This window comes from Pannonibacter sp. CBAS1226 (assembly GCF_055685825.1).
Genome location: NZ_JBVOUO010000002.1, coordinates 41,613 through 57,660, shown reverse-complemented (window position 1 = coordinate 57,660; position 16,048 = coordinate 41,613). Strand labels below are relative to the sequence as shown.

Genomic DNA, 16,048 nt, shown 5'->3' with positions numbered 1-16,048 from the left:
CGTGGCGGCGACCGCCCGCAGCAGCGTGATGGCTGGGCCCCGCGTGGCGGCGACCGCCCCTATCGTGATGACCGCCCGATGCGCAACGACCGGCCCAAGCGCGCAGACAGCAAGCCTGCGCCCAAGCGTCAGGCGGCTCCCAAGCCGCAGGCCGTGCGCGTTGCGCCCGAAGTGTCGTCCCACGACGGCGAGCGTATCGCCAAGGTGATGGCCCGCGCCGGACTGTGCTCGCGCCGCGATGCGGAAGTGTGGATCACGAACGGCCGCGTCAGCGTCAACGGCACCGTGCTGACCACTCCGGCCATCACCGTGACGGAAGACGATATCATTCTGGTGGATGGCGAGCCGCTGCCGCAGAAGGAGCGCACCCGCCTGTGGCTCTATCACAAGCCGCGTGGCCTGGTGACGACCAACTTCGACCCGGAAGGCCGTCCGACCGTCTTCGAGAAACTGCCCGAAGACCTGCCGCGCGTGGTGTCCGTTGGCCGCCTCGACATCAACACCGAAGGCCTGCTGCTGCTGACCAATGACGGCGGCCTTGCCCGTGTGCTGGAACTGCCCGCCACCGGCTGGCTGCGCCGCTACCGCGTGCGTGCCTTTGGCGAGATCACGCAGGACCAGCTGAACGCGCTGGCCGATGGCGTTGCCATTGACGGCGTGCTTTACGGCGGCATCGAAGCTGTGCTCGACAAGACGCAGGGCGACAACGTCTGGCTGACGCTGGGCCTGCGCGAGGGCAAGAACCGCGAAGTCAAGCGCGTGCTGGAGCATCTGGGCCTGTCGGTCAACCGGCTGATCCGCCTGTCCTTCGGTCCGTTCCAGCTTCTCGATCTGCCCGAGGGCGAGGCCCGCGAAATCAAGGGCCGCGTGCTGCGCGACCAGCTGGGCGACAAGCTGGCCGAAGCCGCAGGGGCTGATTTCGAGGCTCCGGTGCTGACCCAGGCCGCTCCGAAGGAAGAGCCGAAGAAAAAGAAGCCGCAGCAGCAGGGTCCAAAGACCCGCGGCGAGTGGATGACAGCCCGTGACGGTGCACAAGCCGTGAACCGCCCCAAGGGCCCGCGCAAGCCGCGCCCTGAAGGCGGCGAGCGCAGCTTTGGTGCCAGAGACGGCGGACGTGATGGCAACCGGGAGGGTGGCAAGCGTGAAGGTGGCGAGAGCCAGCGTCCGCAGAAGATCTCCCCGCGCAGCCGCTTCCGCCTGACGCGTGAGCCTTCCGTCCGCAAGGCTGAAGACGAGCGCCCGCAGCGCACCGCCCGCCCCCGCCGCATCTGGGGGGCAGAGGGCCTCGTTGAGGACAAGCAGCAGGAACAGCGCACCGGCCGTGACCGCAAGCCCGCCTTCCGTGACCCGGATGACCGGCCGATCCGTCCCCGCGAGCGTTCCGAGCGCCCTGACCGTCCGGAGCGGCGCGAGCGCCCCGACGGCGGCAGCCGTTTCGAACGCCCTGCAGGCGGTAGCCGCTTCGAGCGCAATGACCGGCCTGAGCGCGGCCCGCGTGAGGATCGCGGTCCCCGTCCGGACCGCGGCAACCGGCCTGACCGTGGAAACCGTCCCGTTCGCAGCGGCCCCGGCGGGCCGAAGCGCGGCGGTGGCGGCGGCGGTGGCTTCAAGCCCCGTTCGCGCGGCTAAGAGGACCGGTGATGCGCATCGTTGCCGGACGGTTCAAGGGCGCAAGCCTTGCCACGCCGAAGTCGGACGCCACGCGCCCGACTTCCGACCGGCTGCGCGAAACCATCTTCAACATCCTGCTGCATGGCGTTGGCGCGGATCTTGAGGGCGCACGGGTGCTGGACCTCTTTGCCGGCACCGGCGCCCTCGGCTTCGAAGCCATCAGCCGCGGCGCAAAACACGCCACCTTCGTTGAGGAAGGCGCGGATGCACGCGGCGTGATCCGCCGCAACATGGAAGCCTTCGGCCTCAACGGCGCCGCCAAGATCCTGCGCCGGGATGCCACAAAACTGGGGGCTGCCGGAACAATCGAGCCGTTTGACCTGCTCTTCGCCGACCCGCCCTATGACAAGGGCCTCGGCGAACTGGCCCTGACCTCTGCCCGCGAGGGCGGCTGGCTGGCCGGTGGCGCCATCTGCGTTCTGGAAGAGCGGGCCAGCAACACGGTTGCGCTTCCGGCCGGTTTCGAGCTTCTCGATCAGCGCACAAGCGGCGACAGTCAGGTGCTCTTCGCGCGCTGCATGCCGTCATAGGGGCGCCTTCCCGCCGTCAGGGCCGTCTGGCGGCACAGGAAGCTTCTGCCGCGGCCGGGTACGCCGCAGGATCCGGCCCAGCCGCACCGGGGCCCGGTCTTCCAATGTGTGAAACAGGCCATTCAGCCGCAGAAAGCGCCGCCGCAGCCGCCGCAAAAGGCGCACAGCCCAGGGGCTGGCGGCAAGGATCATCACCAGGCCGAGGACCAGCAAGGGCAATCCGGTTGGCAAGGGCAAGGGTAGAGTGAGCCCTCCTGCAAGCAGGAGCGGAAGCGCGGCCAGCCAGACAATGCTTTTCATTTGAACCTGAAGTCTCCCAGCCGGGTGGCGTCAGCCGCCTGCGGACAATGCCGCACCGCCTGCCGTGCCGCACGGCCTCCTTGCGGCGCTTCCATGCCACGCATGCAAGACAGGCAGATGACGGAAAATTCCTCCCGCCGGAATCCACCACGGCCAGCCGCGCCCATCTCTTCATCATACGGCTAAAACAGAGGCACGCAGCACCTTACTTGGCTGCCAGCGTTTTTGGCCTGCTGCATCTTTTATAGCCGAAACAACCCTGGAAAAGCTGTTTCGTGTCTTTTTTGCATCTACGCAGCCAAATAAGTAAACGTCCTGTTTTGCCCGATTTTCTTTTTCCGGAGCCGGCGTATCATCTTCCTATTGAATGTCGACTCACGCGTCCCAGCGGCCCCGGCACGGACAGCTGGCTCATTGGGAAGGATCTCTGAATGCGCAGTGTACGCCTGATTTCTACAATGACCTTCTTGGCAGCCTCGTCTGCAGGCACTCTTGCTGCCGATCTTCCGGCCGCTCCCGAGCCGGTTGATTACGTCCGTGTCTGTGATGCCTATGGAACCGGTTTCTTCTACATCCCTGGCACCGAGACCTGCCTGCGCGTGGAAGGCCGTGTCCGCGCCGAATACCGTTTCGACAATTTCGGTAACCGCGACAACTCCTGGGACGACCGCGCGGACTTCGGCACCTACACCCGCGCCCGCGGCACCATCCGCCTCGATGCCCGTACGAACAGCGAATACGGGCTCGTCCGCGCCTACATCGACACCTACTTCGAGAACAATTCGAACGACGGGACCGGTACCGGCACCACGCTGGAACATGCCTTTGTCCAGTTCGGCAACTTCACCTTCGGCCGTACCGCGTCCATGTATGACTTCTGGACCGGCTATTCCTACGGCAACTTCCAGACCCAGTATACGGACGTGCGCAACTGGGTTGCCGCCTATACGGCCGACCTCGGCAATGGTCTGACCACCACGGTTTCGATCGAAGACGGCACCACCCGCCGCTGGAACCTTGAGGGCGGTTCCGCCACCTATGCCGGCCACCGCCTGCCGGATCTGGTTGCCAACCTGCGCATCGATCAGGCCTGGGGTTCCGCCCAGATCATGGGCGCCCTGCATGAAACCCGCTTTGAAGACACCGACGCGAAGACCAAGGCTGGTTATGCCATTGGCGCGGGTGTGCAGATCAATGTGCCCTTCCTGGGGGCAGGCGATGCCGTCGCTCTGCAGGCCATGTATGGCAATGGCGCATCCGGCTATGTTCTCGACAGCTGGGATGACGCCATCACCGATGCGACGCTGGATGGCACCAAGACCAAGACCACCAAGGCCTGGGGCATTGGTGCGGGCTATCTGCATAACTTCAATGAGCAGTGGGACGCCAACATTGAAGGCGGTTACTACTCGGCCGATGCGGCTGGCTCTGCCAACGACTTCAAGCAGTGGGGCGCCAACTTCAACGTCAACTGGAAGCCGATTTCCGACTTTTCCATCGGCACCGAGTTCGCCTACCGCAGCTTCGATTACAACCGCAACTCGGGCCGCCGTGACCGCGACGAGTTCTACACCACGATCCGCGTCGAGCGCGTGTTCTGATGATGAAACGGGGTGGCATGGTGCGCCTGCGCCATGCCCCGTCCTGACACAGTCCCTCCCAGGACGAGACCAGAGGGCCGCCACCGTGCGGCCCTCTTCTTTTTGGAGCAGGTCCTGCCCCCGAACCGGATCGCTACTTCCGGCCGAACAGCTTTTCGATATCGGAGAGCTTCAGCTCGATCCAGGTCGGCCGGCCATGGTTGCACTGGCCGGAAAGCGGCGTTGCCTCCATCTCGCGCAGCAATGCGTCCATCTCTTCCGGACGCATGCGCCGGCCTGCACGGATGGAGCTGTGGCAGGCCATGGTGGCGGCCACGTGGTCGAGCTTTTCCTTGAGGCCTGAGGCGGTTTCCCACTCGGTCAATTCGTCGGCCAGATCCTGCACCAGCGCCCGGATGTTGAGCGATTTCAGCATGGCGGGCGTTTCCCGCACGGCAATGGCACCGGGGCCGAAGGGCTCCAGCACCAGCCCGGCAGCCTCCAGTTCATCCGCATGTTCGGCCAGCCGGTGCACGTCCTCCTCCGGCAGCTCGACGATTTCCGGGATCAGCAGCATCTGGCGCGGCACGTCACGGGCGGCCAGCATTTCCTTCAGCCGCTCATAGACCAGCCGCTCATGCGCGGCATGCTGGTCGACGATGACAACCCCGTCCATGGTCTGGGAGATGATGTAGGTCTCGTGCACCTGCGCCCGGGCTGCCCCCAGCGGCCGGTGCATGTTCTCCTGGCCCGCCGGCTCGCTATGCGCCCGCGCATCCGCCGAGGGCAGCACGATATCCGCCAGGGCGGCCTGAGCAGCTTCGGCAAAGCCCTGCGCTCCCGCCGGAGCCGCATCGTCCTCTGAAGGCCGGTAGGCGGAACTGCGCCAGTCCCAGCCCCCCTGCGGCTGCGCAGGCCTTGAGGCGGGACGCCAGCCCCCTCCACCATAACTGGCCTGATAGGCCGCGGAGCGCTGCGGGCCGCTTCCTGACGCCTCACCCATGCCCGGCGCCATGCCGGTCCGCAGCGCCTCCATGGCAGCCGCGGCATTGGAGGTGGACGACCTGTGGCCTGCCATCACCAGCGACTGCTTGATCGACCCGACGAGCAGTCCGCGCACCAGTTGCCCGTCGCGGAAGCGCACATCTGCCTTGGCCGGATGCACATTCACATCCACCAGGGCCGGGTCCAGATCGATATAGAGCACCACGACCGGATGCCGGTCCCGGGCCAGCACATCCGCATAGGCGCCGCGCAGACCGGACAGCAGCAGCTTGTCGCGCACCGGGCGGCCGTTGACATAGAAGAACTGCTGCTGCGCCGTGCCCTTGTTATAGGTCGGAAGGCCGGCAAAACCGGTCAGGCGCACGCCCTCCCGCTCGGCCATAATCTCCATGGCATTGTCAAGAAACTCCTTGCCCAGCACCTGCGCCAGCCGCGCCATGCGGGGATCCTCGCCGCGCGCTGCGGGCCAGCTTTGCGCGGTCCGGTCCGAGCCGGACAGCTGGAACCCAACCTCCGGATAGGCCAGCGCGATGCGGCGGACCACATCCGTCACGGCGGCGGCTTCCGCTTTGTCGGTCTTGAGGAATTTCAGGCGGGCGGGCGTTGCAAAGAAGAGATCGCGCACTTCCACCTGGGTGCCCTTGTGGCGGGCAGCCGGGTGCACATCGCTCTCCGTTCCACCCTCCACCTCGATGCGCCAGGCATGGGGTTCCTGCGCATGGCGGGTGGTGATGCCAAGCCTTGCGATGGAGCCGATGGAGGGCAGCGCCTCGCCCCGGAAGCCGAGGGTGCGGATGTCGAAGAGGTCTTCCTCATGCAGCTTCGACGTACAATGGCGGCGCACGGCCAGCGCCAGATCGGCTGCCGTCATGCCAAGGCCGTCGTCGGAGACGCGCATCAGGGTCTTGCCGCCTGCAGCCGTCACGATGTCGATGCTGGAGGCGCCCGCATCGACCGCATTCTCCACCAGCTCCTTGATCACGCTGGCGGGCCGTTCGATCACCTCGCCTGCCGCGATGCGGTTGATCACCGCCTCGCCCAGTTGTCTGACTGCCATCTGCCTGTCCTGCGGCGCCTGTCCTTTGGCGCCAGTCTGCTGCTGTCTCTGTCTGATGCTATCTCTGTCCGGGCAGCTGTCATGCCCGGTTTCTCCGGCGCGCGGCTTCGTATATTGTCCGCCAGCCTGCGCGGGACAACCTCCCGATTCCCGCCAATGTTACCAGATCAGCCCGTAAGAGGCCCCCATGAACGCAACAGCCCCCCTGCTCATCCCCGGCCTCGGTGCCATTGCGCCTGATTACAGGGGCATTCTCAGCGATGTCTGGGGCGTGCTGCACAATGGTGTCGCCGCCTTTCCGGCCGCGCATGAGGCGCTGACCCGCTTCCGCCAGGAGCAGCGCGGCACGGTGGTGCTCATCACCAACGCCCCCCGCCCGGCCGAGCCGATCCACGAACAGCTGGCCATGCTCGGCGTGCCGCGCCATGCCTATGATGATATCGTGACATCCGGCGACGTCACCCGCCACCTGCTGATCAGCAGCGCGGAGCGCAAGTGCTTCCACATCGGCCCGGAGCGTGACCTCAGCCTCTATGACGGCACAGGGCTTGAGATTGTGAGCGAGACAGATGCCGATCTGATCAGCTGCACCGGCCTCTTTGATGACGAGACCGAGACCCCGGACGACTACCGGGATCAGCTGGAGGCTCTTGCTGCACGCGGTCTGCTGATGGTCTGTGCCAATCCGGATATCGTGGTGGAGCGCGGCGACAAGCTGATCTGGTGCGCCGGTGCCCTTGCCCGTCTCTATGAGGATCTGGGCGGCCGCGTCACCCTGCCGGGCAAGCCGCACAAGCCGATTTATGATGCGGCACTTGCCCGCCTGCAGCAGATCCAGGGCGCGGACTTCGACCGTTCCAAGGTGCTGGCCATCGGTGATGGTCTGCCGACGGACATTCGAGGCGCGGACGCACAGAATCTGGACGTGCTGTTCATCACCGGCGGCATCCATGCCTCGGATTTCGGCCCGGTCGATACGCCGGATGAGGCGCTGATCCGCCGGCGCCTCGCGGAAGAGGGCTTCTCCGCCCGCGCCGCCCTGCCGCGCCTCAGCTGGTAACCGATCCAAAGCAAAGGGCCGCAGCGTCACCGCTACGGCCCTTCTTGATTCGAAAGTCAGTCAGACTTCAGCCGAACAGCTTGTCGATGTCGTCCTGAGAACCGCCACCGCTCATCATGGCGTCAATATCATCCTGCGACACGCCTTCACCGGCCATCTGCGGTCCATGCAGGATCAGCTCGCGCTTGCGGCGATCGGCTTCGGTTTCTTCAGCCGCCGGTTCCATCGTTTCCACGATGCGCAGCTTTTCAACGAAGGCGGAGACGCGCTGGTCGATGTAGTTGAGGGTGCCCACGACCTTGGAAATGCGCTGCCCGGTGATATCCTGGAAGGCGCAGGCCTCGAAGATCTCGATCATCTTGTTGTTGACGAGCTCCTGATAGGCCAAGCCATCCGACGTGTCGGCGCCCATGATTTCCTCGGCAGCCGTCATGATCGTGTGCGTCGCCGATTCGGTCGCCTCGACGATGGCATCGAGCTCGCGCCCGGCATCGGGAATCTTCTGCTGCTTCATGTCATTGGCACGCAGCGCGGTGATTTCTTCCTTCATCCGCGTGATTTCGCCAGCGATTGCCTTCAGCTCGCCAGTCACTGCCGGCTGCACCGCCAGCAGAAAATCATGCATGGAGCCGCTCATGACTTCGGCAAGCTGCATGACGTCATTCAGGCCAACTTCCCCGTCACGGCTTTTGTTTTTTTCCAAAAACTCGATGACGCGGACCACGTTCTCTTTTGTCATTGTGGCCATTGTTCTGCCCTCCAGTTGGGTAGCCAGCACCGTTGGCCCGTTCTGCTGCCTGGAACGGGACCTCCCTCTGCACCATTTTCCGGAGTGCCATCCGGGCAATGACAGACGTGAGAAAATCGGTCTGACCCGTCACTCAGGCGGACGTGGCTGCGAGAGGAGCAGCGCAGTCCGCCGGGGTGAGCGAAATCTGTCAGTCTGCGAAGACCGCTTCGATCTTGCCCTTCAGCGTCTGCGCGTTGAACGGCTTCACGATATAGTTGTTCACGCCGGCCTTCTTGGCGGCGATCACGTTTTCGGTCTTGGACTCGGCAGTCACCATGATGAACGGCGTCTTGGAGAGACTTGCGTCAGCGCGAACCTGCTTGAGCAGCTCGTAACCGGTCATCGGTTCCATGTTCCAGTCGGAGATGACCAGGCCATACTTGCGCTGCTTCATCTTCTCCAAGGCTTCCGTACCATCGGCTGCATCGTCGATATCTTCAAAACCAAGCTGCTTCAGCAGGTTCCGGATAATCCGGATCATGGTCTTGTAATCATCGACCACCAGGACCGGCATCGAAAGGTCAAGGGCCATTGTCTACTCCATACTGTCAATTACAGGGCCCACCCTCTGGGCCGGAAATGACGAGATCTGACGTTTCAGGAGGAAGACACGATGATCGTGTTCCCACCTCCCCATACTTGGGCAATCTAAGCGGTTCCCCTGAAAAGACCGTTAATAGCGCAAGCCATTTTCTTCCCCCAAAGGCGTATTGTGTCCGAGCACTCTGCCCCATAGCGTGCGTACCGGTATTTAAGGGCACGTTTCTGGTATTGGGAGGCAAAAATGCTTGAGCTGCGTCAGCTTTGCTACGAGGACCTGAGCGAGGGCATGAGCGAGACTCTGACGAAGCACGTGAGCGCATCTGATATTGTCGGCTTTGCCGAGGTGTCCGGTGACCGCAATCCTATTCACTTGTCTGAGCATTTTGCCGCACGCACGCCCTTCCGGACGCGCATCGCCCATGGGCTTTATACTGCGAGCCTTATCTCAGCCTTGCTTGGCACGCGCCTTCCCGGCCCCGGCGCGATTTATCTTTCCCAGACCCTGAATTTCAAGGCACCGGTGCGGATCGGTGATGACGTGACGGTGGAGGTGAAGGTCGCGGAGCTTCTGCCCAAGGGCAACCGGGCCCGGCTTTCCTGCATCTGCCGGGTTGGGGAGACGGTGGTTCTGGAAGGCGAAGCCATGGTCAAGGTCCCCGCCCGGGGGACCGAGCGGGACTTTCCCGGGCACCAGAGCTGAGGGTGCAGACAGCACGGACGGCGGCCAAAGTGCGCTTGACGAAAGGCCGTGAAAACGGCAGGGTCCGGCAAATCCTGACGCAGGCATTTTCCACGCGTCAGGCCGCATGTTTCATGTCTGCTGCAGATCAGCCTGCAGTCCAGCCCGCAGGTTCTCATCTCTGATGACCGTTACGCCTTTCTCAGTTGTCGAGGATCTGGCCTCGTTACCGGCGCACCTCAAGGGCAGCGCCGTTGCCATTGGCAACTTTGATGGTGTGCACCGGGGCCACAGGGCCGTGCTGCAGGCGGCGATTGATGAAGCACACGGCCACGGACGGCCTGTCATTGCCATGACGTTCGAGCCGCATCCCCGTTCGGTCTTTGCCCCGCATGTGCCGCTCTTCCGTCTGACGCCCGCCCATGTGAAGGCGGAGGTGATGGAAGCGCTTGGCCTCGACGGGCTGATCGTGCTGCCCTTCACCCGCGATTTCGCCAGCCTTGAGGCAGAGCGTTTCGTCGAGGAAATCCTGATCGGCGCCCTCGGCATCCGCCACGCGGTTACCGGCTATGATTTCCACTTCGGCAAGGGCCGGGCCGGCACGCCGGACTTCCTGCGTGCCTCCGGCGAAAAGCACGGCTTTGGTGTCACCATCGTTACGGCGGAAAATGACGAGAGCGGCGAAGTCATTTCCTCTTCCCGCATCCGTGCAGCCCTTGCAGAAGGGGATCTGGCACTGGCCAACGGCCTGCTTGGCTACCGCTGGTTTGCCGAGGCCGAGGTGCGCCATGGCGAAAAGCGTGGCCGCGATCTCGGCTATCCCACCGCCAACCTGCGCCTTGCCGATGATTGCACGCTGAAGCACGGCATCTATGCAGTGCGGGTCGAAGTGGACGGCCAGCGCCATGACGGCGTTGCCAGTTTCGGCCGCCGCCCGACCTTCGACAATGGGGCACCGCTGCTGGAAGTGTTCCTGTTCGATTTTTCCGGCGATCTCTATGGCAAGACGCTGCGGGTGCGATTCGTCTCCTACCTGCGGGCCGAGGAGCGCTTTGACAGCAGCGCGGCACTGATTGCGCAGATGGACCGGGACAGCGCCGAAGCCCGCGCGGCCCTTGCCAGCATACAGCCCCTGTCGGCCCTCGATCTGGCGCTTGGCGCCGTGCCCCTGTCATGACGGGCGCCCCCTCGCCTGCCAGCCGGATTTCAAGCAAGGCCGATATTCTGCAGGGCATCCTGCTGATGACTCTGGCGATGATCATCGTGCCGGGCATGGACACGGTGGCGAAATACCTGTCTGCCACGGTCGCGCCGCTGCTCATCGGCTTCGGGCGTTTCTTCTTCCAGGCTGTCTTTACTCTGCTCGGCGCATTGATGATGACCGGCGGCCTGCGCACCCTGATGCCGAAGCGCTGGGGCATCAACATGCTGCGCGGCATTTTTCTGGCCGGCGCCACCTTCGCCTTCTTTACTGCCCTGAAGGTGATGCCGGTTGCCGATGCGATTGCCATCTTCTTCATCCAGCCGATGGTGCTGACCGCTCTTTCCGCCATTTTCCTGAAGGAGCAAGTCGGCCCGCGCCGCTGGGCGGCCGTGGTGGTGGGGCTGATCGGGGCGATCATGATCATCCGCCCGGGCTTTGATGCCTTTGGCGCGGCCGCACTGCTGCCGATGGTCACCGCCTGCCTGTTTGCGCTTTACCTGCTGACGACCCGCATTCTGGCGGGTGAGGACAGCATGCTGTCCATGCAGTTCACGACTTCGCTGGGGGGCGGCCTGACGCTGGCCATCGTCATTGCGGTGATTGCCGCTTTTGGCGTGGAGACGACGGGCATTATCGTGGCCATGCCCAACAGCATCGAAATGTCGCTGCTCTTTGCCATCGGAGCCATTTCCTTTGTGTCGCACGGGTTGATCGTGAAGGCTCTGGCCCTGGCGCCAGCGTCGGTCATTGCTCCGTTCAACTATCTGGAAATCGTCAGCGCCACCCTGTTCGGCTTTCTGGTCTTCGGCGACTTTCCTGATCTGATGACCTGGGCCGGCATCGCGCTGATCGTTGCCAGCGGCATCTACATTGCCCACCGGGAACGGCGCAGGGCGGCACAGGGCTGAGACCTCCGCCCTGAAGCGGCATTTTCAAACATCTCAACCGGGAATTGTTCTGGTAATTTGATCCAGATCAATTCACTTTTGTGAAATTTTCCCATCAATAGCTTCCGCAGGGTTACTTTTAAAAAAACGAAGAACCTGCAAGCAAACATGGGAGATAAACATGAGCAATATCAGCAAGGCAACTGGTGAGGCTGCAAAAGGACTTGTCGGCGGCGCGATGGAAGACGCTCTCCAGGCAGGCGAGAAGATCGGTGAAAAGATCAATGAAGCCGTGGAGGCCTACCACGGGATGCGGGAGGCTCAGGCACAACAGGCCAACGCCGAACGTGAAGCTGAACTCCAGCAGCGCGTGGTTGAGGAAAAGCGCCGCAATCCAGACCGTAGCGTCCAGGAGATCCGGGAGGAGGTGGAACGGGGAGGCTGAGCCATGGGCCGCAACGACCCGCGCCATCCTGACATCAGGCATCAGGGCCCAGGACATGAATGTCCGGAATGCCATGGGACGGGTATCGTGATGGTCTTTCCGCACAGATCCGGCGCGCATCCGCTCAAGGACTTCTATGAGCGGAGCAAAATGCAGGAGATGGCCATGCCATACTCGGAACGCTGTGGATTTTGCGGTGGAGACGGCTGGATCAGTCCGCGGGAGGAGCTGGTTGCCGGCGCATCCGATCCGCGAGACTGGATCAATGACAAGCGGGAACTGGCCCGCATCATTCGGGGAAGCCAGCTTGACAAGCCGCCGCGTCCAGACCGCTGATCCTTACGACCGGAGCAGGCCCGTCATCCGATGGGCCTGCTTGCCTATTGTTCGAGTGAATTTGACCCGGCTGTGATTCCAGCATTTGCCGCTTTATTCAGAGGCTTTTGACTGGTACTAGAGCGGCCATGACAGTCATTCTTCCTGCCGGATGCCTTTCCGGCCCCGCGATTTCACGAATTAGCTGCCCGGCCTTCGGCTGACGCGATGGCGCGCCGAGGGACCGGGATCCCTTCGTGACGGGAAGCGGCATGGCCCGCCTCCCCTGACAGTTGGCAAGGCGCCCGCCTTGCCCTTCCTGATTTTTGCGGATTGCATGCAATGACCGAAACGACTGCCCGTGACTATTCCACGACGCTGAACCTGCCCGAGACCGATTTCCCGATGCGCGCCGGCCTGCCGCAGAAGGAGCCGGAAATCATCGCGCGCTGGAAGGCGATGGACCTCTACAAGCGCCTGCGCACTGCCTCTGCGGGGCGCCGCAAGTTCCTGCTGCATGATGGCCCTCCCTATGCCAACGGCAACATCCACATCGGCCATGCGCTGAACAAGACGCTGAAGGACATCGTCACCCGCTCCATGCAGATGATGGGTTTCGACAGCAACTATGTTCCGGGCTGGGACTGCCACGGCCTGCCGATCGAGTGGAAGATCGAGGAAGAGAACTACCGCTCCAAGGGCAAGCAGAAGCCGGACCTGAAGAACTCCGCCGCGATGATCGCCTTCCGCCAGGAATGCCGCAGCTATGCGGACCACTGGGTCGGCATCCAGCGCGAGGAATTCCGCCGCCTCGGCATCGAGGGCGACTGGGAGAACCCGTATCTGACCATGAACTTCGAAGCCGAAGCGGTGATCGCCTCCGAGCTGATGAAATTCGCCACCTCCGGCCAGCTCTACCGCGGCTCCAAGCCGGTGATGTGGTCGGTGGTGGAAAACACCGCGCTGGCCGAAGCCGAGATTGAGTATCACGACTATCAGTCGGACATGATCTGGGTGAAGTTCCCGGTGATCGAGGCTGGCAGCCTGGATGAGGCGGCCGCAGAAGACCTGATGGACGCCGCCGTTGTCATCTGGACGACCACGCCCTGGACTATCCCCGGCAACCGCGCCATCTCCTATTCTTCGGCCATCTCCTACGGCCTCTATGAGGTCACGCAGGAAGGCCTTGCGGATGACAACTGGGTACAGAAGGGCGACAAGCTGATCCTTGCGGACAAGCTGGCGTCCGATGTCTTCAAGAACGCCCGCATCACGGATTTCACGCTCGTCCGGCCGGTGACTGCCGATGAACTGGCAGCCATGACCTGTGCCCATCCCTACCGGGATCTGGAGCTTGGCGGCTATCAGTTCGATGTGCCGCTGCTGGATGGTGATCACGTCACCGATGACGCCGGTACGGGCTTCGTGCACACGGCCCCCGGCCACGGCACAGACGACTTCGAGATCTGGATCGCCAAGCGCGCCGAGCTGGAAGAGCGCGGCATCGAGACGGCCATCCCCTTCACCGTGGCCGATGACGGCTTCTACACCAAGGATGCGCCGGGCTTTGAGGGCCAGCAGGTCATCACCCACAAGGGTGAAAAGGGCACGGCCAACAAGGCCAATATCGAGAAGCTGAAGGAAGCGGGTGCGCTGATCGGCCTTGGCCGCCTCAAGCACCAGTATCCGCATTCCTGGCGCTCGAAGAAGCCGGTGATCTTCCGCAACACGCCGCAGTGGTTCGTCTACATGGACCGCGCGCTGGAAGGCCCGGGCGACACCCTGCGCAGCCGCGCGCTGAAGGCCATCGACGAGACCCGCTTCGTGCCCGCCTCCGGCCAGAACCGCCTGCGCTCCATGATCGCGGGGCGCCCGGACTGGGTGCTCTCGCGCCAGCGCGCCTGGGGCGTGCCGATCACCGTGTTCATCCACAAGGACACGGCGGAAGTGCTGAAGGACGAAGCCGTCAACGCCCGCATCTTCGAGGCCTTCAAGGCGGAAGGCGCGGATGTGTGGTTCGCCGAAGGTGCCAAGGAGCGGTTCCTGGGGGCTGACTACAAGGCCGATGAGTGGGTCAAGGTTGACGACATTCTCGATGTCTGGTTCGACAGCGGCTCCACCCATGCCTTCTGCCTGGAAAAGCGCGCCGATCTCAGCCCCAAGCGCAAGGTTGATGGCGGCGAGGACTATGTTCTCTATCTCGAAGGCTCGGACCAGCATCGCGGCTGGTTCCATTCCTCGCTGCTGGAAAGCTGCGGCACCCGTGGCCACGCGCCTTATGACGCGGTGCTGACCCACGGCTTCACCATGGCCGAGGACGGGCGCAAGATGTCCAAGTCCCTGGGCAATCAGGTGTTCCCGCAGGACGTGATCAAGCAGTATGGCGCCGACATCCTGCGCCTGTGGGTGGCCTCCGGCGACTATGCCGAAGACCAGCGCATCGGGCCGGAGATCCTCAAGACCTCGGTGGACAGCTACCGCAAGCTGCGCAACACCCTGCGCTGGATGCTGGGAACCCTCGCTCATGCCACCGGCGAGGAAATCGCGCTCAAGGACATGCCGGAGCTGGAGCAGCTGATGCTGCACCGCCTCGCCGAGCTGGATGCCCTCGTGCGCAAGGGCTACGAGGACTTCGACTACAAGAAGGTCTTCCACCACCTCTTCACCTTCATGACGGTGGAGCTGTCGGCCTTCTATTTCGACGTGCGCAAGGACACGCTTTACTGCGACCCGGCCTCTTCGGTGCGCCGCAAGGCCGCCCTGCAGGTGGTGGAGCAGCTGTTCACCTGCCTCGTCACCTGGATGGCGCCGATGCTGCCCTTCACCATGGAGGAAAGCTGGCTGGCCCGTCATCCGGGCGAGGACAACTCGGTGCATCTGCAGCAGTTCCCCGACGTTCCGGCAGAGTGGCGCAATGAGGCGCTGGCGGCCAAGTGGGAGAAGATCCGCGAAGTCCGCCGCGTCATCACCGGCGCTCTCGAAATCGAGCGCCGCGAAAAGCGCATCGGCTCGTCGCTGGAAGCTCACCCGGTGGTGCATGTCACCGACGCAGAGCTGATGGCGGCTCTTGCCGGCACGGACATGGCGGATGTCTGCATCACCAGCCAGCTCACGCTCACCGGCGAGGCAGCACCGGAAGGCGCCTTCACGCTGGATGACGTGAAGGGCGTGGCCGTGGTGCCGGGTCTTGCACAGGGCACGAAATGCGCCCGCTCGTGGAAGATCCTTCCCGAGGTGGGCTCGGATCCGGACTATCCGGACGTGACCCTGCGCGATGCAGCAGCCCTGCGCGAATGGGACGCAGCCCACACGGCAGCCTGAACAAGGTTGGAAACGGTGAAGGACGAAGCATGAGCAAGGTGGCTCCCCCGTCAGGTTTTACCCGCAGATGGCTGTGGGGGCCGCTCAGCCGGATGGTGGCGGTGATTGCCGCCATCATCTTTGCCGCCGATCAGGCGAGCAAACTCTGGCTGCTGTTCGTCTATGACCTGCCCCGGCAGGGCAACATCGACCTGTTGCCCTTTCTGGAGCTCGTCACCGTCTGGAACCGGGGTATTTCCTACGGGCTTTTGCAGCAGGAGACGGATCTGGGCCGCTGGGCTCTGGCCATCTTCACCGTTCTGGCAGCCATCGCGCTGTGGGTCTGGGCGGTGCGCAGCACCAGCAAGTTTGCCGGAGTGAGCCTGGCGCTGATCATCGGCGGCGCCCTTGGCAATGGGGTTGACCGTTTCGCCTATGGCGCGGTCTACGACTTTCTCCACATCCACTTCGGCAGCTTCTCGTGGTATGTCTTCAACATTGCGGATGCTGCAATCGTTGCCGGAGTGGCTGCTCTCCTGTATGACGGTTGGCGAGGAAGCCCCAATAAAGCCTCAAAGGGCGGTTCTAAAGGCCGTAAAGCGGGATAATTGGGACAGCGAGTGCGAGCGGGCAGGCCTGAAGCCGCCCTTGCAGCCTTGCGCTCACAGGAAACGGGATAGGT

Annotated in this window: 14 protein-coding genes; 11 read left to right on the top strand and 3 right to left on the bottom strand. The window is 63.4% G+C overall.

Going from position 1 to position 16,048, the window contains the following annotated elements:
- The first annotated feature begins 78 nt into the window (after positions 1-78).
- From AC0CMF_RS07300 to AC0CMF_RS07290, 3 genes are all read left to right on the top strand, one after another.
- Positions 79-1,629, top strand: a complete 1,551-nt coding sequence (locus tag AC0CMF_RS07300) for a pseudouridine synthase (RefSeq protein WP_472481583.1) — start codon at positions 79-81, stop codon at positions 1,627-1,629.
- 11 nt (positions 1,630-1,640) lie between these two features.
- On the top strand, positions 1,641-2,201 hold the full coding sequence (gene rsmD / locus AC0CMF_RS07295) for a 16S rRNA (guanine(966)-N(2))-methyltransferase RsmD (protein WP_050471994.1): 561 nt from the start codon (positions 1,641-1,643) through the stop codon (positions 2,199-2,201).
- Positions 2,202-2,959: 758 nt separating this feature from the next.
- Entirely contained in the window at positions 2,960-4,102 is a 1,143-nt protein-coding gene (locus AC0CMF_RS07290) for a porin (RefSeq protein ID WP_374629971.1), read from the top strand.
- Between the two features lie 133 nt (positions 4,103-4,235).
- Here AC0CMF_RS07290 and mutL read toward each other — a convergent pair whose 3' ends face one another.
- Entirely contained in the window at positions 4,236-6,143 is a 1,908-nt protein-coding gene (gene mutL, locus AC0CMF_RS07285) for a DNA mismatch repair endonuclease MutL (RefSeq protein ID WP_374629972.1), read from the bottom strand.
- A 187-nt stretch (positions 6,144-6,330) separates the two neighbouring features.
- Here mutL and AC0CMF_RS07280 point away from each other — a divergent pair, with 187 nt between their 5' ends.
- The gene (locus AC0CMF_RS07280; RefSeq protein ID WP_374629973.1) at positions 6,331-7,203 is read left to right on the top strand and encodes a TIGR01459 family HAD-type hydrolase; all 873 of its coding nucleotides are present in this window, start codon (positions 6,331-6,333) and stop codon (positions 7,201-7,203) included.
- A gap of 67 nt (positions 7,204-7,270) precedes the next feature.
- Here the strand turns inward: AC0CMF_RS07280 and AC0CMF_RS07275 are convergent, their stop codons facing one another.
- Together AC0CMF_RS07275 and AC0CMF_RS07270 are read right to left on the bottom strand one after the other, a co-directional pair.
- Positions 7,271-7,951 carry a protein phosphatase CheZ gene (locus AC0CMF_RS07275; protein WP_186393168.1) on the bottom strand — a complete coding sequence of 227 codons (681 nt, stop codon included), beginning with the start codon at positions 7,949-7,951 and terminating at the stop codon, positions 7,271-7,273.
- 190 nt (positions 7,952-8,141) lie between these two features.
- Positions 8,142-8,525 carry a response regulator gene (locus tag AC0CMF_RS07270; protein WP_019963146.1) on the bottom strand — a complete coding sequence of 128 codons (384 nt, stop codon included), beginning with the start codon at positions 8,523-8,525 and terminating at the stop codon, positions 8,142-8,144.
- Between the two features lie 252 nt (positions 8,526-8,777).
- Here AC0CMF_RS07270 and AC0CMF_RS07265 point away from each other — a divergent pair, with 252 nt between their 5' ends.
- The 7 genes from AC0CMF_RS07265 to lspA all read left to right on the top strand — a co-directional run bounded on the left by AC0CMF_RS07265 (position 8,778) and on the right by lspA (position 15,974).
- On the top strand, positions 8,778-9,236 hold the full coding sequence (locus AC0CMF_RS07265; RefSeq protein ID WP_019963147.1) for a MaoC family dehydratase: 459 nt from the start codon (positions 8,778-8,780) through the stop codon (positions 9,234-9,236).
- 163 nt (positions 9,237-9,399) lie between these two features.
- The gene (locus tag AC0CMF_RS07260; protein ID WP_186393167.1) at positions 9,400-10,392 is read left to right on the top strand and encodes a bifunctional riboflavin kinase/FAD synthetase; all 993 of its coding nucleotides are present in this window, start codon (positions 9,400-9,402) and stop codon (positions 10,390-10,392) included.
- Complete coding sequence (locus tag AC0CMF_RS07255) at positions 10,389-11,327, top strand: DMT family transporter (protein WP_186393166.1); 939 nt, start codon at positions 10,389-10,391, stop codon at positions 11,325-11,327. Before AC0CMF_RS07260 ends, AC0CMF_RS07255 begins: the two co-directional genes overlap by 4 nt.
- 160 nt (positions 11,328-11,487) lie before the next feature.
- On the top strand, positions 11,488-11,751 hold the full coding sequence (locus tag AC0CMF_RS07250) for a hypothetical protein (RefSeq protein ID WP_374629974.1): 264 nt from the start codon (positions 11,488-11,490) through the stop codon (positions 11,749-11,751).
- Positions 11,752-11,754: 3 nt separating this feature from the next.
- Positions 11,755-12,087: a hypothetical protein gene (locus AC0CMF_RS07245; protein WP_374629975.1), complete on the top strand. Its 333-nt coding sequence runs from the start codon at positions 11,755-11,757 to the stop codon at positions 12,085-12,087.
- 321 nt (positions 12,088-12,408) lie between these two features.
- Complete coding sequence (gene ileS / locus AC0CMF_RS07240) at positions 12,409-15,387, top strand: isoleucine--tRNA ligase (protein WP_472481353.1); 2,979 nt, start codon at positions 12,409-12,411, stop codon at positions 15,385-15,387.
- A gap of 92 nt (positions 15,388-15,479) precedes the next feature.
- Complete coding sequence (lspA, locus tag AC0CMF_RS07235; RefSeq protein WP_019963153.1) at positions 15,480-15,974, top strand: signal peptidase II; 495 nt, start codon at positions 15,480-15,482, stop codon at positions 15,972-15,974.
- Positions 15,975-16,048: the final 74 nt, after the last annotated feature.